Genomic DNA, 22,646 nt, shown 5'->3' on the forward strand with positions numbered 1-22,646 from the left:
GGCCGATCGGCCCTGGTCTTCGGTCCCCGGGAGGGTAAGGATCGTCAAGGAGGCCCAGCCACGTGACAAGGAGCAACCGATGGCGGAGCGAGAGCAGGCGGGCCCCGACAACCCGATCCGGGTCTTCCTCCTCGACGATCATGAGGTCGTACGCCGGGGAGTGCACGACCTGCTGAACGACGAGCCGGACATCACGGTGGTGGGCGAGGCGGCCACCGTCGAGCAGGCTCTGGTGCGCGTCCCCGCCCTGCGCCCCGACGTAGCGGTCCTCGACGTCCGGCTGCCGGACGGCGACGGCGTGACCGTGTGCCGGGAGCTGCGGTCGAACATGTCGGACCTGGCGTGTCTGATGCTGACGTCGTTCGACGACGAGGAGGCGCTGCTCGACTCGATCATGGCCGGTGCGTCCGGGTACGTTCTCAAGCAGATCCGGGGGTCGGACCTGGTCTCGGCCGTGCGTACGGTGGCCCGTGGCCAGTCACTGCTGGATCCGAGCGCGACCACGAAGCTCATGGCCAGGTTGCGGGGCGGGCAGCAGCAGGCCGAGCCGGATGCCCTGCCCGGACTGACCGAGCGAGAGCGGGAGATCCTGGCCCTCATCGGAGAGGGGCTCACCAACCGGCAGATCGGCCAGAGGCTGTATCTGGCGGAAAAGACGGTGAAGAACCACATCTCCCGTCTGCTCGCCAAGCTCGGTGTCGAACGCCGGATCCAGGCAGCCGTGATCGCCACCCAGGCCCAGGACCGCCGGCGCGCCGACGGGCGCTGAACGCACCACCGGCCGCCGAGGGGCAGGATGCTCGTCCGTCATGCCCCTGCCAGGCGACGCCCGGTGACCATGTCCGACTCGATCCGTACGAACATTCCGCGAGTTCGACGCGGTCGCCCGCTCCGGCTGGAGTGCCGTCGTGACCGGCCGGGCCGGCCGCGTGAATCGAGTCGGCCGTCCTCTGCGTCGGCACAACGCGTCCCTCGCCGCCAGCCCGTATCTTCCCCTTGTCCGGCCCGTTACCGTGAAAGCTGGGCGGGGCGTTTTACGCAGGGCAAGGGGGGCGGGAGGCACAGGTGGGAAGCTCCGAGGGTGCCGGCGAGGGACGAGTCGTGCGGCTGCCGCAGTTGCGGCTGGACGAGCTGCTGGAGGAATTGCAGGCGCGCCTCGACGCGGCCCGCGACACCCAGGACAAGGTGCGCAGCCTGCTGGAGGCGGTGCTCTCGGTCGGCCGTGAACTCGAGCTGGAACAGGCGCTGCGCAGCATCGTGGAGGCCGCGGCTGTTCTGGTCGACGCCGAGTACGCGGCGCTGGGCGTGATCGGCTCGGGCGGCGAGCGGCTCTCGGCGTTCATCACCCACGGGGTCAGTGACGAGGAGATCGCCCGCATCGGCCCCTTTCCCGAGGGCCACGGCATCCTCGGGGAACTGATCCGCCATCCCGAGCCCCTGCGGCTGGGAAAGCTCTCCGAGCATGCGGCGTCGTACGGCTTCCCGCCGAACCACCCGCCGATGAACAGTTTCCTGGGCGTGCCCATCCGCGTGCGTGACCAGGTGTTCGGCAACCTGTACCTGACCGAGAAGCGGGGCGGGCTGCAGTTCGACGAGGACGACGAGTCGGTGCTGTCGACGCTGGCCGTGGCAGCGGGCGTGGCGATCGACAACGCCCGTCTGTATGAGGAGTCGAAGCTGCGCGAGCGCTGGCTGGTGGCGAGCGCTGAGATCAGTACCGGTCTGATGTCCGGGGCGGGCCAACACGAGGTGCTGGGGCTGATCGCAGAGCGGGCGCGGGAGATCACCGGCGCGGCGCTCGCCGCCATGGCGACCCCTGTGAAGGACACCGGCACCCTCGCTGTCGAGCTGGCCATCGGCCAGGAGGCCGACGCACACCGTGGGCTCGTGCTGCCGGTGGAGGGCAGCCTCACCGGACAGGCGTTCGTGCTCGGTGCACCAGTGAGCAGCCCGGACGTCTCGCGTGACGACCGGGTGACGGCGGGTCCGCCGCGGTTCGCCGGCCTGGGCCCGGCCATCGCCGTGCCGATCGGCCGTGAAGACCGCGTCCGCGGTGTGGTGCTGCTCGCCCGGGAGAGGGGAGCGAGTGACTTCTCCGAGAGGGAGACGGAGCTGCTGAAGGGTTTCGCCGCGCAGGCCGCCGTCGCGATGGAGCTCGCGGAGCGCCGCCGGGACGCCGAGCAGATCACCCTGCTGGAAGACCGGGACCGGATCGCCCGGGACCTGCACGACCTGGCCATCCAGCGGCTCTTCGCGACGGGTATGACGTTGCAGAGCGCCGGCCGCTTCATCCAGCACGCGGAGGCCTCGGAGCGGGTGCGGCGGGCCGTCGACGACCTCGATCAGACCATCAAGATCATCCGCTCCACCATCTTCGGCCTGCGGACCCACGACGACGACTCGACACCCGGGCTGCGGGCCCGTGCGGTCCGGGTGGCCGGCGATGCGACACCGGTGCTGGGCTTCGCGCCCAGCGTCCGGATGGAGGGCCTGCTCGACACCCACGTGCCGCCGGAGACCGCCGATCATGTCGTGGCCGTCCTTTCCGAGTCCCTGACCAACATCGCGCGGCACGCTGCAGCCGACCGCGCCGAAGTGGTGCTGGAGACCGACGGCGACGAGGTACGGCTGACGGTCACCGACAACGGCGTCGGTATCCCGCCCGAAGGCCGCCGCAGCGGTCTGCGCAATATGGCGGAACGGGCGCGGAATCTGGGCGGCGACATGGAAATCAGCCGCCCGGAAGGCGGGGGAGCCAGGCTGGTCTGGCACGTGCCGCTGAAGGAGTCGGCGGACCCCTCCGATAACTAGGCCCTGTCGTTCGGGTCAGGCCGGCTGTGAGGTGCGGCAGACGTACGTGCCAGGCCCCGCGACACCAGGGTGATCCAAACGACAGCACGAGCTGCCGAAGCCGAAGAGAAAGAAGACGACGGCCGCGATCACCCATCTCGTCCATCGCCGGGGCGAGCCGGTGACGGCACCCGCCGTGTCTCACGAGAGGCGTCGACGGCGACACATCCGTTCCAGTGCCTCACGGCGCCGATGGGTGGGTCACTCCGCCGACGCGCATCCCGTGCGTCTCAGCGGCTCTGACCCGGATTCCGGCCGGAGCCGTCCACCTGTTGGGGGAAACCCCAGGGGTTGGCGCGTCGGAGCGGGGCGGGAAGGAGTGCTTCCGGCATGTTCTGGTGGGCCACGGGGCGCATCCAGCGAGCGACGGCGGTGCCGCCGACACTTGTGTGCAGGGGCGAGGTGGTGGCGGGCCACGGTCCGCCGTGGTGCTGCATGGCGGCGGTCACCGCGACGCCGGTGGGCCAGCCGTTCCAGATCAGGCGTCCGACCTGCAGTGCGGCCGACAGACGGTGGAACAGAGCCTCGTCGTCGTGTTCCTGTCCGTGGATGGTCGCCGTGAGACCGCCCGGCACGGTGCCTATGGTCTCCAGCAGGTCGTCGCCCGTGGTGTAGGTGATGATCAGGGAGGCGGGGCCGAAGCACTCCCGGAGCAGTCCGGGACATGCTCGTATGTCCGCGGACGTGGTGGCGAGGAGAGCGGGAGCGGAGAACCTGGGATCGTCCGGCGCCTGGGTGAGGTGCAGCGGACGCACCGCGGGGTGGGCGGCGAGTTCTTCGAGGATGGCGTGGTAGGCGGTGCTGATCCAGGGGCCGAGCAGGGGGGCCGGGCGGACGGCCGCGATCTGTTGCTGCAGGTGGTCGTCCAGACCGTGGCCGGCCGGCAGGAAGAGCAGGCCGGGTTTGGTGCAGAACTGTCCCTGGCCCAGCGTGACCGAGGCGACGTACTCGCGGATGACGTCCGCCCCGGGTGCCGCGCAGGCCGCCGGTGCGACCACCACCGGGTTGAGCGAGCCGAGTTCGCCGTAGAAGGGGATCGGGTCGGGGCGGCTGTTGGCCAGGTCGAACAGGGCCCGTCCGCCGGAGGTGGAGCCGGTGAAACCGACCGCGCGGATGGCGGGATCGGTGACCAGGCTCGACGATGTCGGCGAACATCTCCAACTCCGATGGCGTACGCCGGATTTCGCCTCGCAGGCGTTCCACTCCGAGCCGGGTCTCGTCCTCGGCGACGGCCGCGAGCTGTGCGGCGTTCTCGCCCAGCGCGTGCGAGAGGCCGCGCAGGAGGGATGCGCGCACGGGGAGAGGGAGGGCGGCGAGGGCCGGGGCGGCCGCTTGGGCCTGCGCCGCCGCCGGCCCCGTGAAGGACCTGGTCATCGCGGTCGGCCGGAAGCCGCCAGACGGCGCCGGCCACCTTGGTGCGCACCGCGAAGCTGCGCCGGCGTTTCGAGCACGACCACCGCGAGACGGAACGGACCCTGGGCCTGGCCCGCTTCGAAGGCCGCGCCTGGCGCCGTCTGGAACCGGCGCCCGCCCCACCTGCCGCCTCAACACGCCAGAGCCGATATCAACCCGCGCAGGCCTTGCTAGGTGGTCCCACAGGGTGGGTCGTACGGCAGTTGGAGAACGTATCGGCTCCATTGGTGTCGGCTCAGGGCGCCGGCGCTCCCTGCGCAGATACGGCTGATGGCGGACTCGACGTTCAGGTCCCAGAGCGTGGCCACGCCGTCGTCGGTGGTGGCGGCCAAGGTGTGACCGTCCGGGCTGAACGCCAGCACGGCGACGGATCCGGTCTCCACGGTCAGCGGCCGGCCGATGAGGGTGGGGTGGTCGGGATCGGTGACGTTCCACAGGTTGATGGTGCCGTTGTCGGTGTGGCCGGCCGCTGCGAGGGTGTGCCCGTCCGGGCTGAAGGTCACCGACCACAGGCTGCCTCCGGGTACGGTCAGGGGACTGCCCCTGCGCGTGAGGTGGTTGGGGTCGGTGGCATTCCACAGGGTGACGGTGCCGCGGCTGTTGCCGGTGGCGAGCGTGCGGCCGTCCGGGCTGAACGCCACCCAGGTGCCGGTGGCGGTGGGCTGGTGGATCGGCTCGCCGATGCGGACCCCGGGGTCCGTCGTACTCCACAGCCCGACCTTGCCGTTGCTGCCGTTGCCGCCGGCCGCCAGCATCGTGCCGTCGCGGCTGAACGCCAGGGACAGGACGGACCCCGTGTCGGAATTGGAGATGCCGGGCTGGGCGACGGGGTGTGCGGGGTCGCTGACGTCCCACAGGGCGATGCTGCCACGCCAGCGGTCGTCGCCGGACGCGGCCAGGGTGTGGCCGTCGGGGCTGAACACCAGGGAGGAGATGGGCCCGCCCGCACCGGTGAGGGTCTCACGGAGGCGAACGGGATGGCTGGGGTCGGCGGTGTTCCACAACGTGATGGTGCCGCCCCTGTCGCCTGCGGCCAGGGTGCGACCGTCCGGGCTGAACGTCACGGCGTTGACCGGGTCGTCGGGGCCGGTGAGCGGATCACCGCGCGGAGCGGGGTGGTTGGGGTCGGCGGTGTTCCACAGCGAGACGGTGTTGTTCTGGTTTCCGGCGGCCAGGGTGCGCCCGTCGGGGCTGAACGCAACGGATGCCACATCGCCGCCGGCGCCGATGATCCGGGTCGGCGGCAGATTCCACAGATCGACGTTGCCGTCGGCGTTCCCCGCGGCGAGGGTGCGGCTGTCCGGGCTGAACACCACGTCGGTCACGGCGTCACCGGGGCCGGTCAGCGGCCGCCCCAGAGAGCCGATGGCCCCGGGGTGGGTGACGTTCCACAGATGGATGGTGTGGTCGGCGCTGCCGGCCGCCAGGGTGTGACCGTCCGGGCTGAACGCCACCGACATGACGGCCTGGGCGGGACCCGTCAGCGGCTTGCCCAGGGGGGCGGGGTGGCCGCGGTCCGCGCCCTTCCACAGGTGGACCGTGCTGTCTTCGCATCCGGCGGCCAGGGTGCGGCTGTCGGGGCTGAACGCCAGGGAGATGACGTGCTGCCCGGCCTTCAGGGAACGGCCGCGGGTGGGGTGGGCCGGGTCGGTGGTGTTCCACAGGCTGACGGTGCCGGCGTCGTCGTCGCATGCGGCGGCCAGGGTGTGGCCGGTGGGGCTGAACGCGATGCGATGGGAGAAGACGTCGGTGCAGTCGAGGTTCAGGGGCGCTCCCGCGGGGTTGACGTCGTCGGGGCGGGTGACGTTCCACAGGCTGACGAGTCCGGCGTGCCATGCGGCGGCCAGGGTACGGCCGTCGGGGCTGAACGCCAGCGATTCGATGGCGGTCGCGGCGTCCAAGCCCTGAATGGCGGGACTCTTCGGCCGGCCGAGCAGGACCGGGTGGCTGGGGCTGGTCAGGCTCCACAGGTCGACGAATCCGCCGGAACCGGCGTCGCCGTTGTGGCTGGTGTGGCCGCCGACGGCCAGCACCCTGCCGTCCGGGCTGAACGCGAGCGACAGGATCGAATTGACGGAACGGTCCACGGGCACGGGTCGGCCCAGCGCCACCGGACGGCCGGGATCGGAGACGTCCCACAGCCGGACCAGGTTCTGGTAGACGTTCCCCGCCGCCAGCATGTGCCCGTCGGGGCTGTAGGCCACGGTGTACACCGCGCCGCGCGGGCCGGGAAGCCGGGTGTCCAGCGGCGTGTTCTCGGTCGTGATGAGCCGGGACGCCGCCTCCTGGGTCGGGTCCATGCGGTAGGCGGTCAGCGCGAGTTGAGCGGACAGCGAGGGATCGGTCGGCGCCAGTTGCACGGACGCGGAGGTGACGGCGGCGTTGATGGCCTGGTCGCGGGCTCGCAGGGCCTGGGACTCCTGCCGGAAGGCGAACACCGCGGCCGTTGAGGCGACCACGGCCAGGGTGGTGATGGTGGCGACCGCGGCGCGCCGCAGTCGTTGCCCGCGCCGCTGGTGGTGGCGGGCGGCTGCCAGAAATGCCCTGGCGGCGCCGCTGAGTTCCGGCCCGTGCGTTTCGGCCCAGGCGAGTGCGGTCTCCAGGCGGTTGCCGCGGTACAGCGCGGCTGCGTCCCGGCCGGCCTGTTCCCAGAGCGCGGCCGCCTCTTCCAGATCCTGTCGTACCAGGTTCCCGTTGCGGTCGTGCTCGATCCAGTCCCGCAGCCGGGGCCAGGCGCGGATGAGCACCTCATGTGTCATCACCACCGTGTCCTGGTCCCGGGTCAGCAGCCGGCCACGGGTGAAGTCGTCCAGGACTCTGACGGCGGCTTCCCGCTCCGGCGCGTGACGCAGCAGCTCGTCGTAACGGACGCGCCGGCGGCTGTCGTCGGCGTCGCGTCCCACGATGACGAGCCGCAGGAACACCCACCGTGCGGCCTCGTGACAGGGCGGCGGCAGGGTGTCGTAGAGCCTGTTCGCCGTGGTGGCGATGGCGCCCTGGATGCCACCGGTGACGCGGTATCCGTCCACGGTGAGCGTGTGGCCGTGGCGCTGCTGCCAGGTGGCCCGCAGCGCGTGTGCGAGCAGCGGCAGCCGGCCCGTGGTGCTCGCGCCGACCGGCCCCCCGACCGCGCCCAGGTCCGCCAGCAGCACCTCGACCAGGCCGTCGTCGACGTCGAGGCCCACGTTGCCGGCCGGGCGGCGGATGGCGTCCTTGAGTTCGTCCTCCGTCATCGGCTCCAGCAGGACAGGTCCGGCCTGGAGCGCCGCCCGGAGCTGCGGATGGGCCGTGCACGCGGCGTAGAAGTCCGCGCGCACTCCCAGCACCACGACCGCACCGCCCGTGGACCGGGCCAGACGGTCGAGCACGTCGATGAACCACTGCCGTTCGGTCTCGTCGCCGCAGGCCGTGAAGATCTCCTCGAACTGGTCGACCACGACGACCAGGCCCGCGGAGGCGGACTCCCCGGTGGGCGGCGGATCGCCGGCTCCGGTGATCTCACGCAGCTCGGCGAGGCACCGTGCGGGATCGGCCCGCCAGCCCGGCGCCGTACGCCGGGCGGTCTCGGTGTCGAGCCCGGCGGCGGCCGCCAGTGCCAGGGCCGGGGATGCCGTCGGGGTCAGCAGCAGCCGCGGCCAAGTGCTCGAGCCCGCCACCGGAAGCCGTCCGTCGTCCAGGGCCGGCAGTACACCGGCCGCGAGCAGGGACGACTTCCCGGCCCCCGACGGGCCGATCAGCACCAGCGGGCCGCCCTCACGCATCCGGGCGTCCATCCGCTCGCACACGAGGTGAACCATCCGCTCACGGCCGTAGAACCACTGCTTGTGCTGCGCGCTGAAAGGCGCCAAGCCCGGGTACGGACAGAGCATTTGGTCGGCGCCCGGGCCGGGCACGGTTCTGCGCCCCTCATCGCCGACGCGGACGTGCATGTCCCGGCCGGCCTGGAAGACGCTGCCCCCGCCGGTCGCGCTCGCCTCCAGCCGCTTCGGCTGCCACAGTGGCGGCCCGTCCGGGGGCAGGGCACCGGTGCTGCGTTCCGTCACGCTTGTCCGCCCCTGGTCACGGTCATGTCCCGGCCGGCCAGGAACGCGTCGCCGCCGGAGACGTGTGCCTCCAGCGTCATCGAACCCGAGATCTGCTGTTCCGGGGTTCCGGCAGCGCGCAGTTCCTCGCCGACCAGCGCGCGCAGCTCGTCGACGGCGCCCGGCCGCGTGGCCATCAGCCGGATGATGCGGGCCTGCCACTCGGCGACCAGCAGCCCCTGGAGCTCCTGGCCGTCGCCCGTCTGCTGCGCCTGAAGCAACTCGCCGCGCAGATCGGCCAGTTCCTCCTCGACGCGCTCCGGGTGCGCGGACCGCCACAGCGACATGACGGAGGACTTGACCGCAGCCCAGCCGTCCGTCGCCAGCAGATCGATCAGGCGCGCCGCGGCCGCCGATGCCAGGCCGGCGAGTTCCACACTCGTCTCCATGTCTTCTCCTCACCCCCCGTGGGCCGCGATCGCGGTCATTGTCAGGTGGGAGGCGATGAACACGTGGTCGCCGCCCACCGTCCACAGGAACCCCACGTCCGGCTGCCCGGGATCGCTGTATCTCCACCGGGCCCTGCCGGTGGCCGCGTCGATGGCCCACAATGTCTTGGCAGCGTCGGTGACGAAGACGGTGTCCGCCGAACACTGCGCGCTCTTGCCCGAAACTCTGAGGGAGGCGTTGAACATATTGGAACCGCCCATGTCGTTGGCCCCGTCGAGCGTCGCGACCCACTGGGGAGTGCCGTCGGCGGAGGCCAGGGCGACCAGGTCGGCCCCGACCGGTACGTAGACGGTCGCTCCGTCCAGGGCGGCGAACGGGGCACCGATCTGGACCTGGTCCCCGCTCTTCGCATCGAAGCGCTGGTGCCACTTCTCTGTGCCCGTGGCGGCGTCGACGGCGAACAGTGTGTCGCCGTTGCCGCCGGCGAACAGGAACAGGCCGGCGGCGTAGCACGTCAGCGGCCAGCCGGTGGTGAAGTAGTACGAGGCGTGCGGGACGGACACGTTCCAGCCGCGGGCACCTCTCTTGCCGGCGTCGATCATCTGGACGCGGCCGGGTTTCCTGCCCGGAACGGCCGACGTGGCCAGCAGGTGAGAACCGGAGGGCGGCACGAGCACGTTGTTGATGTCCGTGCCCTTGACCCGCCACAGTCCCTTGCCGGTCGCGGCGTTGAACGCCCGGATGTAGCCGTTGCTCGGAGACTCGGCCGAGAACGACCCGGACGTCTGAAGCAACTGCCCGCATACGTACACCGTGTTCCCCGCGACTGCCACATAGTTGCTCAGGTACATCGCCGCATGCGTGCCGCCGCCGGGATCGACGTCGGCCATCTTGGTCGCCCACTTCATCTTCCCGCTGGCGGCGTCGAACGCCACCAGCAGGCCTGACTGACTCGGTGTGTCACAGAGCAGGTAGAACACTCCGTCCGCGTACGCCGTCGGGTACTTGAGGCTGGTCGTGCCGAATTGGTTGGTCGTGTTCAGCTGGGGGAACACGGATTTTCCGGTCGCGGCGTCCAGGAAGGACGTGGCAGTGTCCGTGACCACCATGACCACCTTGTCGGACGCTTCCAGGCAGGTGGGGGCGTGCTTTCCGGCGCCCGACCATGCCTTGGCCGCGTCGGGTCCGGCCAGAACGATCGATTCCGGTCCGTCCGTCGAGGACGGCGACGCAGAGGAGGCCGGCGTGGAGCGCACGCCTGACGGAGAGGCCGGCCGCGCAGTGGCTTCGGGCCCGCCGGCCCAGCCGTCGGGTGCCGGCGAGGAGTCGCCGGAGAAGGCGAGTGCCGCCGCGGATCCGCCGAGTACGGCCGCGCCTCCGGCCAGACCGATGATCAGCTTCCGGCGGCTGACACCCGTGCCGGCAGCGATCGCCGTCGGCGGAGGAAACGGGCCCCGGCCGCCGCCGGCGGACGCCGATCCCACCGCCGCGGTCGCGGCGGCCATGTCGGCGGTCACCGCCGGCGGCAGCCAACTGCCTGCCAGAGCCGGCAGGTCCTGACGCCTCAGGTAGTCGACGAGTTGCTCCGCGGTGGGACGGTCCGACGGTTCCGGGTACAGGCAGCCGCCGATCACCTCGCGCAGCGACGCGGGGAGCGCGCCCCTGTCCGGCTCGCCTCCGGAGGCTGCGAACAGCACGGTCGACCCGAGGTCGAACATGTCGTCTGTCGGTGAGGGTGCCGGACTGGCGGTGGCTCCCGTGATCCCCAGGGCGGTGATGCGGGGTCCGTCCATGGTCAGCAGCACCGAGTCCGGGCTCACCTCGCCGTGGACGGTCCCGGCCGCGTGGAGTGCGGCCAGCGCCCGGGCGAGGCCGTCGGCGAGCACCCGCAGGGCCGGTTCGGACAGCGGGCCGTGCCGGTCGACCGCCTGCCGGAGAGGCAGTCCGGCGGTGAACTGGGTCGCCAGCCAAGGAACCGGCGCGTCGGCGTCGGCATCCATCACCGGTACGAGGAAGGCACCGGACAGCGTCCGTGCCGCGTCGACGGCGGCTCGGAACCGGTCCCGGAACCCCGGGGCCGCGGCGAGTTCGGGCCGCACGACCGTGACCGTGACGAGTAGCCCCTCGTCCGTGCGGGCCGCGAAGACTTCGCCCCCGCCGACCGCGCTCTGCCGTGCGAGCGGCGCATACGGCCCGACCCGATGCGCACCGTCTGCTCCGGGATGATCCATCGTCCGCCCCTCACGCCAACCTGATCGTCTGATCACGGGCCGCCTGGTAGGCGCTGCCACCGCCGGACACATGGGCCGTCATGGTCATGGACGGCTCCGGATCGGCGGCCGGCGCCGTGCCGTGCCCGGGTTCGACAGCGGGGTCGGTATCGGACAGGAGAGCGGACACCGCGTCGCTCAAGTGCTCCAGCCCGTCCGGCAGATGGGTCTCCGGAACGCGGAGGAACTGCAGGCGCGCCAGCTCCGCGATCTCGGCCGGCAGCGCCGAGGCGTCGGGCAGCATCGTCGCGTCACCCAGAAGGACCGGAACGACGCGGTTTCCCGCCCGCAGAGCCGTCGCGATCTCCAGGCGGACCCAGTCGTGGGCCCGGTCCAGGAGCCGCACACCGTCCTCGCCCCGCGCGTCGAGCCACCCTGGCCCGATCAGTACGCACATGAGCTCGCACTCGGCGGCCTGCCGCCGCAGGATCTCGGCGAAATCGGCCCCGGGCGGTATCGACTGGCCCGACTTGAAGATCTCGTTGGCACCTAAGCGGTCGGACAGCGCGCGGTAGACGCGGTCTCGCATCCACCGGGAGTCCGGTTTGCGAAAGCTGAGGAAGATGCGCGGCACAATTGCCCCCTCTCCGGGAAGCCTTGACGTCAGGATTCGTGCTCACTCTAGGGGCGGAGCATTCGCTCGATGGCTATTCGCCGGGGATTGAATAGCGGCCGTGAGGCTCCGTACGCTGGCCGGTATGGACCCGGTGGACAGCGCGGCAGGGACGGTCGCGGCAGGGAGATCGACCGGCACGCGTCTGCCGCCGGGCGACTTCGGCGTCGTCCTGGCCACACTCCGGGCACGTCGGGGGTGGAGTGTGCGCGAGTTCGCCCGGCGTGCGAACGTGTCCGAAGGACAGATCTGCAATCTGGAGAGCGGGTTGCGCAACCCGACGCCCGCTGTGGCGGCGGCATGCGACGCGGCCCTCGGAACCGGCGGGGAACTCGTCGAGCTGGCCGGGGCCGGCCGCCGCGGCGCCCGGGCCGAGGGCGTCGTGGAGGCCGGCCCCGTGGTCGCCGGATACGAGCGGGTCCTGTGGGAGCTGAAGGACATCGGCAGATCCACCGGACCGAGGTTCGTCACCGCTTCGATGAAGTCGATCACGCGGATCCTGACGGACGCCGGTCCGCACGCCGTTGGCGAGCAACGTGCCGAGATCTGGCTGCTGGCCTCGAAGTTCGCCGAATACACGGGGTGGATGGCACAAGAGGCGGGAAATCCCGCGGAGGCGTTGCGCTGGACGAATCTCGCCGTCCGCTGGGGCGCACACGGCGGGGACGAGACGGTGGCCGCGTATGCCCTGGTCCGCAAGGCGTTCATCGCCCAGCACCGCGGTGACACCCATGCGGCGATCGGATTCGCCGACCAGGCGGCCGGGCACCCGGCGGCCAACCCGGTGATCCGCGCGCACGCCGCGCGACGCGCGGCTCAGGGGCATGCGCGCCGTGGCGATGCGGGGGCCTGCCGAGAGGCACTCGAGCGGTTCAGCAGCCACGCCGCCGAGGTCGTCGGCGACCGGACCCCTCACTGGGGGCCGCGCATCGAGAACGGCAACCCTCGGCTCATCGAGGCATCCTGCATGCTCAGCCTCCGTCACTTCGAGCTGGCCGCCGACCTTTTCGCCGCCGAGCGCCGGCGCCGGCCGTCGGCGGTCCCGGGGGACAGCAACTCCCAGGCCCGCTTCGCGGTTCGGCAGGCGACGGCCCTGGCCGGTGTCGGCTGCCTCGACGACGCCTGTCAGATCGTCGAGGCCACGCTGCCCGTGATCCAGCGCATCGACTCGGCCACCGTCCGCGCGGAGCTGGGCCGTTTCGTGGAAGAGGCCCGGACCCGGAGAGCCGGCCCGGGCCAGGTCGCCCTCATCGACGCGTCGGCCGACCTCGCGATCGGCTGACAGTCGCGACCGGTTGGCAGTACGGACAGGTCCCGTAGGGCCTGGTCACGTTGATATCGGCTCTGGCATGTCGCGGTGGCAGATGGGGCAGGCGCCGGTCCAGACCGCGAGGAGTAACTGCGGTTAGCGGGTGACCTGGTAGAGGCTCAGGCTGGCGCCGTCTCTTCGGGGACCGGGTGATGCGCTGGTACCTCTACGCGACGGTGGAGGCGCACGCCGGCCACCAGGCTGAGAACAGCAACCTCCACATGGCGGCAGAGGTCCTCCGTCACGCGCACCGCGCACAACGTCGATACGCGGCAGGTCGTGGCTGCCTTCGAGGAACGCTGCCGGGTGCGGCGGAGCTCTGTGCTCACCCGTACTGACAACGCCCGTCGGCGGGCCCGCGAGGCCGGCCTGACCGTCACCGACCGCGCCATGCGTGCCTGGCTCGCGGGCACCCGCGCACCCTCGAGGAAGAAACTGCAGCTCATCGAGCAGGCCTACCGTAGCCCGCTACCTGCTGGCCCGCCTCAGGGAGAGCCTGCTGTGCCGTCGGCGGCAGGGCAGGAATGCCCAGACGGGCTGCCCGGCTGCGTGGCGCTGATCAGCCGGCTGCCGCCAATGCCGCACGCGCGGTGGTGAGGATCTCATCGGAGAGCGGGGAACCGCTGGTGGCCCGGGCCAGAACGAGTGCGCCGAACATGATGCACAACCGGGTGATCCCGTCCTGGTCCTCCGCGGTGAGCCACTCGGCAAAGTCACCCACGCCCTCGGTGTAAATCCGGCGGGCCTCATGATCTCCGCCCCCGCGCGCCATGTCAGTGGCGAGCGCGGCAACGGGACACCCGTCCGCCGGGCTGTCGCGGTGCTCGGGGGAGAGGTAGGTGTCGATCAGTGCCTGCTGGGCGGCGGCGCGCTGTCCGCCATGCTGCTCGAGTCCGTCCTTGTGGTGCCGGGTGAGTTCGCCGAATGCATGGGCGGTGGCTTCGTCGATGAGCGCCTCCTTGGAGGCGAACTGCTTGTAGAAGCCGCCGTGGGTCAGACCGGCCGCCTTCATGAGGTCGGCCACGCTGACGTGGGTCCCCCGCTCCCGGAGCAGGCGAGACGCGGTTTCCACGACCCGTCGGCGGTTCTCCTCTGCCTGCGCCTGCGATACGCGGCCCATCGGCCACCTCCCGATTGGATGTCGACTGGCATCTATCTTAGGCCAGTGTTTAGATTGTGTCTGTAATCTAATTTGGATCCGGCTGGGTCACTCGACGTCGGCCGTGACGCTGGGAGTGGGCATGGAACTGAAGGACGCGGTCGTGGTGGTCACCGGAGCCAACCGGGGGCTTGGTCGGCATCTGGCCGCCCAGCTCGTGGAGCGCGGGGCGAGCGTGTACGCGGCGGCCCGGCGCCCCGAGACGGTGGACCTGCCGGGGGTCACCCCGCTGCGGCTCGACGTGACGGACGAGGAGTCGATCTGGGCCGCGGCCCGGATCGCGTCCGACGCGACGCTGCTGGTGAACAACGCCGGCATCTCCACCGGCACCCCGCTGATCACGGGCAGCTCGGACGCGGTGCGGCTGGAGATGGAGGTGAACTTCTTCGGTCCGCTCGCCGTGACGCGGGCCTTCGCTCCCGTGATCGAGGCCAACGGCGGCGGATGTGTACTCAACGTCTTGTCGGTCCTGTCCTGGCTGCACCCGGCCGGCCTCGGAGCGTATGCGGCGGCCAAGGCCGCGGCGTGGGCGCTGACCAGCGCGGCCCGGGAAGAACTGGCGCCCCGCGGAATCGCCGTCTCGGCCCTGCACGTCGGATACATGGACACCGACATGGCCGCGAGCGTCCCCGCCGACCAGAGGGCCGACCCCGCCAAGGTCGCCGCCCAGGCCCTGGCCGGCATCGAGGCGGGTCTGCCCGAGATCCTCGCCGACGAGATCACCCGGTATGTGAAGCAGAGCCTGGCCGCACCGCCGAACGCGGCATGAGCGCACATCGCCCCGCCGGCGGCCTTGATGCCCGGCGGCGACCGTCCATCGCATCGGCGAGGGGCCCAGTAAACACCGGGCCAAACCCTACAAAGTGTGTCGTACTCGCAGAAGGCCGACGCGCATCAGTCACGTCCCCCTTGCGGACGGGAAATGGAGACGACGATGAAGGCTTTCATGATCGAGCGGTACGGCGACAAGGACGGTGGCCGCATCACCGAGACCCAGGACCCGCAGATGGGCGCCGACGACGTGCTGGTCCGGGTCCGCGCGGCGAGCGTCAACCCGCTGGACTTCAAGATCCGCGACGGCGGCTTCAGGGCGATTCTGCCGTACCGTCTCCCTCTCGTCCTGGGCAACGACCTCGCCGGGGTGGTGGCCGAAGTGGGACCGGACGTCACCCGGTTCGCCGTGGGCGACGAGGTCTACGCCCGGCCCGACAAGGCCCGCATCGGCACCTTCGCCGAACTCATCGCCGTCCACCAGAACGACCTGGCGCCCAAGCCGGCCGGACTCACCATGGTGGAGGCCGCCTCCCTGCCCCTGGTCGCCCTGACGTCGTGGCAGGCGCTGGTCGAGAGGGCACAGGTCCAGCCCGGCCAGAAGGTCCTGATCCACGCGGGCTCCGGCGGCGTCGGGACCGTAGCGCTCCAGCTGGCCAGGCAGCTGGGCGCACATGTGGCGACCACCGCGAGCGCGGCCAACGCCGGCCCGGTCAGGGAGCTCGGCGCGGATGTCGTCGTCGACTACCGGACACAGGACTTCGAGGAAGTCCTGGACGGCTACGACGTCGTCCTGGACACCCTCGGCGGCGAAACCCTGGAGAAGTCCCTGCGGGTCCTCAAGCCCGGCGGGAAGGTCATCAGCATCGCCGGACCCCCCGACGCGAACTTCGCCCGCGAACTCGGTGCGAACCCCGTCCTGCGGCAGGCGATGAACGCGCTGAGCTGGAAGACCCGGCGCCACGCCAAGCGCCAGGGCGTCACCTACTCCTTTCTGTTCATGAAGGCCGACGGCGACCAGTTGCGCGAACTCACCCGGCTCATCGACGCCGGAGAGATCCGCCCCGTCGTCGACCGCGTCTTCCCCTTCGACCAGACACGCGAGGCGATGGACTACGCCGAGAAGGGCCGCGCCAAGGCCGGCAAGGTCGTGGTCGCGATGGAGTGAGGGCCAGACCCCTGACCCGAAACCACAACCGGTAAGTCCCGGGCAACGAGAGGATCCTGTCTCCCGTCGGCCCATCTCCGCCGGGATCGATCATGAGCGCGCCGCGCAGTTCCCCCACGCCCGCCCCCGCCTCCTCGTACAAAGACGTGCCGACTGGTTCGGTGTCGGTGCACAGCGTCGACTTCGTCTACCGACAGCTGGGCCCGGACAGAGACGGTGCACCGCTGATCTTGCTCCACCACCTCGCCGCGGTCCTGGACAACTGGGACCCCCGTGCCATCGACGGACTCGCCGCCCGGCGCCGGGTGATCACCGTCGACAACCGCGGAGTCGGTGCCTCGGGCGGCTCCACGCCCGACACCATCGAGGCGGTGGGGCCCGCGATGCGGGCGGGACTGGTGCACGCGGCGTGGACCTCGATCTCGTCGCTCTCCTTGCCCGGGCGCTCGCCGACACGGACCACGGCACGGAGACGCCGGCCGAGTTCCGCCCGCTGCCCGCCCCCGGCGACGGCGACCGCCGCCGCGCAGCGGCCCTGCTCCGCCACCCCGACCTGCCGGCCCTCGTGACCGAGCTGCACAGCCGCCGGCTCCGCGACCGCCTCACCCCCGGCCGGCCCCTCGCGGCCTGGGCCCCCGGCGCCGGGGCCCGGGGCCGGTCCTCCCCCCTCCGGCCGCGCGCCGCAGCCCCCGACCCTCCAGGCCGCGCGCCGAGCCCGCACCCTCAGGCCGTGCGCTGGGGCCCGCCGTGGGGAAAGGCTCGGTCATGACCTTCAAGAACCCCGTGCACCGCGGCGGCTCCCGCCGCGGCCGGTTCGAACAGTTCGCCGAGTACGCCTCGAACTTCACCAGCTCCCCGGCGTTCTTCCTCTTCTGCCTGCTGCTCATCGGCTTCTTCGTCGCCGCCCACGCTGCCCACCTGCCACTCGAACTGCTGCTGCTGGCGGGCGAGGCCATGACGGCGGTCACACTCCTGCTGCTGGCCCTGCTGAAGAACGCCGAGGTGCGCGCCGAGCACGCCGTCCAGCGCAAGCTCGACGCGATCGCCGCGGCCCTGCTGGAGGCGCACCGGGAGGAGCGGGGCCAGGCGTTCGAGGACCTGCGCCATGCGATCCGGATGGAGGAAGAGACCTGACCGAGGCCGGCGAAACGCCGACGCGGTTCTTCACTGCACCCCGAAGAGGAACGAGCATGCCGTGTCATGGACATCTTGCTCGTCGCGAGCGCGTTCAACAGTCTCTCCCAGCGCCTGTACGCCGAACTGTCGGACCACGGGCACCAAGTGGACGTCGTCCTGGCCGCGCACGGCCCCGACCCGGTCCGGGCAGCCGTGCGCGAGCTGCGCCCGGACCTGATCGTCGCGCCGATGCTCAAGACCGCGCTGCCCGAGGACGTGTGGCGGGAACACACCTGTCTGATCGTCCACCCCGGCCCGCCGGGCGACCGCGGCCCCTCCTCGCTGGACTGGGCTGTCTCCGGCCGGGCGGAGCGGTGGGGTGTGACCGTGCTCCAGGCCGAGGCAGTCATGGACGCGGGCGCGATCTGGGCGGCCGAGCCGTTCCCCGTTCCGCCCGTCGGCAAGAGCGACCTGTACCGCAACGAGGCGTCCGATGCCGCCGTCACCGCCGTCCTGACGGCCGTACGGCGCTACGCCGAAGGCGCCCACAAGCCGCTGGCGCAGACCGACGAGTCGGTCACCGTCGTCCGGCGCGACGTCATGCGGCAGGAACGGCGGCGGATCGACTGGGAAAGGGACGACACCGAGACGGTCCTGCGCACGCTGCGCGGCGCCGACTCCCAGCCCGGCGTCCTGGACGAACTCCTCGGTCACGAGGTGTTCCTGCACGGCGGCCACCCCGAAGACCGGTTGCGCGGCCGCCCCGGCGCCCTGCTGGCCCAGCGCGCGGGCGCCGTCTGCCGCGCCACCCGCGACGGCGCCGTCTGGATCCCGGAACTGCGCCCCCGCAAGAACTCCGGCGACCCTGCACCCTTCCGCCGGCCGGCCGCCTGCGTACTCGCCTCCTGGCAAGCCGGTCCCGGGCTTCCCGAGGACCCCGCCCCGCTGGAACTGCCGCCCGAGCGGCGCACCTGGACCGACATCCGCTACCGGCAGCAGGGTGACGTCGGCTTCCTCGCCTTCTCCTTCCCGGGCGGCGCGATGAGCACCGGGCAGTGCCGCCGACTGCTCGCCGCCTACAAGGAGGCGCTCAGCCGGCCCACCCGCGTCCTCGTCCTCGGCGGGCCGCGGGACTTCTTCTCCAACGGCATCCACCTCAACGTCATCGAGGCGGCCCCCGACCCGGCCCAGGAGTCCTGGACCAACCTCAACGCAATGGACGACCTGGTCGAGGCCGTGCTGCGCACCACCGACCGGCTGGTGGTGGCCGCGCTCGCCGGCAACGCCGCGGCCGGCGGCGCCATGCTCGCCCTCGCCGCCGACCAGGTGTGGTGCCGCACCGGCGTCGTCCTCAATCCGCACTACCGCCGGATGGGCCTGTACGGCTCTGAGTTCTGGACCTACACCCTGCCGCGCCGCGTCGGCACGGAGCGGGCCGGCCGGCTGACGGCCGAGGCGCTGCCGGTCAGCTCGGCGACCGCCCGGCGGATCGGGCTCGTGGACCGGCTGGTGCCCGCCACACCCCAGGACTTCGCGGCCGAGGTCGGTCGGCTGGCCACCGACCTCGCCGCCACCGCCGGCCTGGACCGCCTCCTCGCCGAGAAGGCTGCGGCCCGCACGGCCGACGAACGGCAGCGGCCCCTCGCCCGCTACCGGGAGGACGAACTGGCCCGCATGCACGCCCTCTTCTTCGACCCCGAGGCCCCCTACCACGCCCTGCGCTCCGCCTTCGTCCGCAAGACGCCGGGCGGCTCGCACCGGCCCCTCGCCCCGGCCGGCGGAGACCTCCGGTGACGCCGCGGCTGCTGGTGGCCGGCGTCGGGAACATCTTCCTCGCCGACGACGCCTTCGGCCCCGAGGTGATCCGCGCCCTCGAAGACGGCCCCCTGCCGCCCGGGGTACGGGTCCGCGACTACGGCATCCGCGGCATGGACCTCGCCTACGACCTGCTGTCCGGCTACGCGACCGCCGTCCTGGTCGACGCGGCCCCGCGCGGCCACCGCCCCGGCACCCTCTCCCTGATCGAGGCCGAGCCCCCCGACGGCACCGTCCCTCCCGAGGCCCACGGCATGGACCCGGCGAAGGTGCTGGCCCTGGCCACCCACCTGGGCGACGAGCCACTACCCCGGGTCCTCGTCCTGGCCTGCGAACCCGCCGTCCTGCCGAGCGACGACGACCTCCTGCCGGGACTCAGTGCGACGGTGCGCGAAGCAGTCGGCCGGGCCGTGGACGCTCTGCACGCGCTCCTGCCCGCCCTGCTCGACGACCCCGCCGCACCGCTGCCCCCGTTGGGCCGCCCGATGGAATCCGGGACCCCGCGCACGGCAGCGCTGCCCGGCACCGCGCCCGGCGGCACCGAAGATCGATGAGACCCCGGGCCGCAGGGAAGGCGGCCCGGGCTCCGTCACCTATCCGAGGAGCAGCGCCCATGTGCGGGTCCGACGTCAGACAGGCCGTCCTGGCAAAGAACGACGACTTGGCCGCGACCCTGCGCGGCGAGCTCGCCCGGCAGGGCGTGACCGTGGTCAACCTGCTGTCCAGTCCCGGCAGTGGCAAGACCGAACTGCTCGGCCGGGTGCTGGCCCGCGCGGTGGAGCAGGGCGTCCCGGTGGCCGCCCTCACCGCCGACCTGGCCACCGAGAACGACGCCACCCGGCTGGCCCGCTCCGGCGCCCCCGTCCAGCAACTGCTCACCGACGGCCTGTGCCACCTGGAGGCCCGCCAGGTCCGCGCCAGGCTCGACGGCTGGCTGCCGCCGGAGACCTCCGTCCTCTTCGTGGAGAACGTCGGCAACCTGGTCTGTCCGGCCTCCTACGACCTCGGGGAGACCCTGCGGATCGTGCTGATGGCCGTCACCGAGGGCGAGGACAAGCCGCTGAAGTACCCCACCGCGTTCGGCTCCGCCCATCTGGTCGTCATCACCAAGACCGACCTCGCCGGACCGGCCGGCTTCGACGAGAGCCTCTTCCACGAGAACGTGCGCCGGGTCAACCCGGGCGTGGAGATCGTACGTTCCTGCGCCCGCACCGGCGCCGGCGTCGGCACCCTGCTGGAGCGTTCCCTCGCCGCCCGCGACGGCGCCCCGGCGCACCGGCCGCCCCTCGCCCCGCACCCGCACGGCCACCACCACGCCCCGGCCGCACCCGTAGCATGACCGCCCCCGCAACCGGACTGGTACGCCGTCGGCTCACCGTGCGCGGCACCGTCCAAGGCGTCGGCTTCCGCCCCCACGTGCACCGCCTCGCCGCCGCGATCGGCCTGAGCGGATTCGTCGGCAACACCGGCGACGGCGTGCTCATCGAGATCGAGGGCCCGGCGGACGAGGTGGACCGCTTCTGCGCGCTGCTGGCCGCTCAGCCGCCGCCCCTGGCCACCGTCACCGCGGTCGACGGCGTCCACCTGCCCGCCACCGGCGAGACCGGCCCGTTCACCATCCGCTCCACCGAGCGGGCCCCCGGACGCACCCAGCTCCCGCCCGACACCGCGACCTGCGCCGACTGCCTGCGCGAACTGGCCGACCCCGGCGACCGCCGCCACCGTCACCCCTTCGCCACCTGCACCCACTGCGGTCCCCGCTTCACCATCGCCACCGGCATGCCCTACGACCGGGCGGCCACCACCATGGCCGGCTTCCCGATGTGCCCCGCCTGCGCCCACGAGTACGGCGACCCGGCCGACCGGCGCTTCCACGCCCAGCCCGTCGCCTGCCCCGACTGCGGCCCGCGCCTCGCACTCATCCCGGCCGAGGGCATCGGGATCCGCCCGGCCCGGGACGCGGAGGCGCTCGCGACGGCACGGATGCTGCTCGCCGCCGGGCGGATCGTCGCCGTCAAGGGCGTCGGCGGCTACCACCTGGCCTGCGACGCCACCGACCCCCGGGCGGTCAGCGCCCTGCGCGACCGCAAGGAGCGGGGCGGCAAGGCATTCGCGGTGATGTGCGCCGACCTGGCCACAGCCGAGCGGATCGCCCTCCTCTCCGACGCGGAACGCGCCGCCCTCACCGCCGCCCGCCGCCCCATCGTCCTGCTGCGCCGCCGCACACCCCCGGACGGCCTCCGCCTCGCCGATCAGGTCTGTCCGGGCAGCCCGCACATCGGCCTGCTGCTGCCCTACACGCCGGTACACACCCTGCTGTTCGGACTTCCCGGTGATCCCCCCGGCCCCCGGACGCTGGTCATGACCAGCGGCAACCGCTCCGGGGAGCCCATCGTCACCGACGACGCCGAGGCACTGACCCGGCTGGCCGGAATCGCCGACGCCTGGCTCGGCCACGACCGGCCCATCGCCGCCTTCTGCGACGACTCCCTGCTCCGGGTCCGCTCCGACGGCACCGAACAGGTGCTGCGCCGCTCCCGCGGATACGTCCCCCGCCCACTGCGCCTGCCGCGCCCGGTGCGCCCCACGCTCGCCGTCGGCGGAGATCTCAAGAACGTGCCCTGCCTGGGCGAGGGCGAGCACGCCTGGCTCGGCCCGCACATCGGCGACATGGGCGAGCTGGCCACCCTGGAGGCCGCCGAGCGGGCCGAACGGCACCTGGCTGGCCTCACCGGCGTCACCCCGAGCCGGGTGGCGGCCGACCGGCACCCCGGCTACCACTCGGTACGGCGCGCCCGCGCCCGGGCCGCCGGACTGGGGCTGCCCGCACCGGTGCTCGTCCAGCACCACCACGCCCACATCGCCTCAGCGATGGCCGAGCACGGCCTCGACGGCACCACACCCGTGATCGGCGTCGCTTTCGACGGCACCGGTCACGGCGACGACGGCACGGTGTGGGGCGGTGAGGTTCTGCTCGCCGACTACAGCCGGTACCGGCGCTTCGCCCACCTGGTCTCTGCCCCGCTGCCGGGCGGGGACGCCGGCGTGGCCAACCCGTGCCGGCTGGCCCTGGCCCGGCTGTGGGCGGCGGGGCTGCCCTGGACGCCGCGGCTGCCGAGCGTCACCGCCTGCTCGGACACCGAACGCGCGGTCCTGCGCCGGCAGCTGGAACGCCAGGTGGCCTGTGTGCCCACCTCCAGCATGGGCCGGCTCTTCGACGCGGTGTCCTCACTCGTGGGCGTGTGCCACCGGGCGGGCTACGAGGCGCAGGCCGCAGTGGAACTGGAGGCGGCCGCGCTGGAGGCCGGCGGCTCGGACACCGTGGCGTACCCCTTCGGCCTCGGCGGCCGGGACAGCCTCGGCTGCGACCCAGCGCCGATGCTGACGGCCCTCCTGCACGACCAGGCCCGCGGCACCCCCGTCCCGGTACTCGCGTCCCGCTTCCACCGCGGAGTCGCGCGGGCCGTCACGGAGATCTGCCACCGCGCCCGCACCGCGACCGGCCTGGCCACCGTCGCCCTCACCGGAGGCGTCTTCGCCAACGCCCTGCTGGAGCAGGAGTGCGCCGTCCGGCTCACCCGGGACGGCTTCACGGTCCTGCGGCACGGCGAGGTCCCCCCGAACGACGGGGGACTGGCACTCGGCCAGCTGATGGTCGCCGGAACAGCCCACCACCACGAGACGGAGTGA

At 72.2% G+C, this 22,646-nt stretch carries 17 protein-coding genes and 1 pseudogene; 12 read left to right on the forward strand and 6 right to left on the reverse strand.

Going from position 1 to position 22,646, the window contains the following annotated elements; all coding sequences use genetic code 11:
• Positions 1-79: 79 nt before the first annotated feature.
• The gene (locus tag AB0J12_RS06200; RefSeq protein WP_363263015.1) at positions 80-769 is read left to right on the forward strand and encodes a response regulator transcription factor; all 690 of its coding nucleotides are present in this window, start codon (positions 80-82) and stop codon (positions 767-769) included.
• A 296-nt stretch (positions 770-1,065) separates the two neighbouring features.
• Positions 1,066-2,811, forward strand: a complete 1,746-nt coding sequence (locus tag AB0J12_RS06205; protein WP_363263016.1) for a GAF domain-containing sensor histidine kinase — start codon at positions 1,066-1,068, stop codon at positions 2,809-2,811.
• Positions 2,812-3,080: 269 nt separating this feature from the next.
• Here AB0J12_RS06205 and AB0J12_RS06210 read toward each other — a convergent pair whose 3' ends face one another.
• From AB0J12_RS06210 to AB0J12_RS06230, 5 genes are all read right to left on the reverse strand, one after another.
• Positions 3,081-3,983 carry an aldehyde dehydrogenase family protein gene (locus tag AB0J12_RS06210; RefSeq protein ID WP_363263224.1) on the reverse strand — a complete coding sequence of 301 codons (903 nt, stop codon included), beginning with the start codon at positions 3,981-3,983 and terminating at the stop codon, positions 3,081-3,083.
• Between the two features lie 450 nt (positions 3,984-4,433).
• Entirely contained in the window at positions 4,434-8,306 is a 3,873-nt protein-coding gene (locus AB0J12_RS06215; protein ID WP_363263017.1) for a hypothetical protein, read from the reverse strand.
• Positions 8,303-8,734, reverse strand: coding sequence for a hypothetical protein (locus tag AB0J12_RS06220; RefSeq protein ID WP_363263018.1), 432 nt, complete (start codon positions 8,732-8,734; stop codon positions 8,303-8,305). Before AB0J12_RS06220 ends, AB0J12_RS06215 begins: the two co-directional genes overlap by 4 nt.
• Positions 8,735-8,743: 9 nt before the next feature.
• Positions 8,744-10,966, reverse strand: coding sequence for a PQQ-binding-like beta-propeller repeat protein (locus AB0J12_RS06225; RefSeq protein ID WP_363263019.1), 2,223 nt, complete (start codon positions 10,964-10,966; stop codon positions 8,744-8,746).
• A 10-nt stretch (positions 10,967-10,976) separates the two neighbouring features.
• The gene (locus AB0J12_RS06230) at positions 10,977-11,579 is read right to left on the reverse strand and encodes a toll/interleukin-1 receptor domain-containing protein (RefSeq protein ID WP_363263020.1); all 603 of its coding nucleotides are present in this window, start codon (positions 11,577-11,579) and stop codon (positions 10,977-10,979) included.
• Positions 11,580-11,679: 100 nt separating this feature from the next.
• Here AB0J12_RS06230 and AB0J12_RS06235 point away from each other — a divergent pair, with 100 nt between their 5' ends.
• Both AB0J12_RS06235 and AB0J12_RS06240 read left to right on the forward strand, forming a co-directional pair.
• Positions 11,680-12,900, forward strand: coding sequence for a helix-turn-helix transcriptional regulator (locus tag AB0J12_RS06235; protein WP_363263021.1), 1,221 nt, complete (start codon positions 11,680-11,682; stop codon positions 12,898-12,900).
• Between the two features lie 351 nt (positions 12,901-13,251).
• Positions 13,252-13,414: pseudogene (locus AB0J12_RS06240) on the forward strand (transcriptional regulator); the annotation flags it as partial.
• A gap of 72 nt (positions 13,415-13,486) precedes the next feature.
• Here the strand turns inward: AB0J12_RS06240 and AB0J12_RS06245 are convergent.
• On the reverse strand, positions 13,487-14,047 hold the full coding sequence (locus AB0J12_RS06245; RefSeq protein ID WP_363263022.1) for a TetR/AcrR family transcriptional regulator: 561 nt from the start codon (positions 14,045-14,047) through the stop codon (positions 13,487-13,489).
• A 121-nt stretch (positions 14,048-14,168) separates the two neighbouring features.
• Between AB0J12_RS06245 and AB0J12_RS06250 the strand changes: the two genes are divergently transcribed.
• The 8 genes from AB0J12_RS06250 (at position 14,169) to hypF (ending at position 22,646) form a co-directional block, all read left to right on the forward strand.
• The gene (locus tag AB0J12_RS06250) at positions 14,169-14,855 is read left to right on the forward strand and encodes an SDR family oxidoreductase (protein WP_363263024.1); all 687 of its coding nucleotides are present in this window, start codon (positions 14,169-14,171) and stop codon (positions 14,853-14,855) included.
• Positions 14,856-15,020: 165 nt separating this feature from the next.
• Positions 15,021-16,025 (forward strand): NADP-dependent oxidoreductase, encoded by a 1,005-nt coding sequence (locus AB0J12_RS06255; RefSeq protein WP_363263025.1) that lies wholly within the window; start codon positions 15,021-15,023, stop codon positions 16,023-16,025.
• 92 nt (positions 16,026-16,117) lie between these two features.
• A complete protein-coding gene (locus AB0J12_RS06260; protein WP_363263026.1) occupies positions 16,118-16,594 on the forward strand; it encodes a hypothetical protein in 477 nt (158 codons plus the stop codon).
• 196 nt (positions 16,595-16,790) lie between these two features.
• Complete coding sequence (locus AB0J12_RS06265) at positions 16,791-17,159, forward strand: hypothetical protein (protein WP_363263027.1); 369 nt, start codon at positions 16,791-16,793, stop codon at positions 17,157-17,159.
• A gap of 66 nt (positions 17,160-17,225) precedes the next feature.
• Positions 17,226-18,935, forward strand: coding sequence for a hydrogenase maturation protein (locus AB0J12_RS06270; RefSeq protein WP_363263028.1), 1,710 nt, complete (start codon positions 17,226-17,228; stop codon positions 18,933-18,935).
• Positions 18,932-19,510, forward strand: coding sequence for a hydrogenase maturation protease (locus AB0J12_RS06275; protein WP_363263030.1), 579 nt, complete (start codon positions 18,932-18,934; stop codon positions 19,508-19,510). Before AB0J12_RS06270 ends, AB0J12_RS06275 begins: the two co-directional genes overlap by 4 nt.
• A gap of 59 nt (positions 19,511-19,569) precedes the next feature.
• Positions 19,570-20,295, forward strand: a complete 726-nt coding sequence (gene hypB, locus AB0J12_RS06280; RefSeq protein ID WP_363263031.1) for a hydrogenase nickel incorporation protein HypB — start codon at positions 19,570-19,572, stop codon at positions 20,293-20,295.
• A complete protein-coding gene (gene hypF / locus AB0J12_RS06285; RefSeq protein ID WP_363263032.1) occupies positions 20,292-22,646 on the forward strand; it encodes a carbamoyltransferase HypF in 2,355 nt (784 codons plus the stop codon). The genes hypB and hypF overlap by 4 nt, the downstream gene beginning before the upstream one ends.

Origin of the sequence: Streptomyces sp. NPDC049915 (genome assembly GCF_040656475.1) — a bacterium.
Classification (GTDB): Bacteria; Actinomycetota; Actinomycetes; order Streptomycetales; family Streptomycetaceae; genus Streptomyces.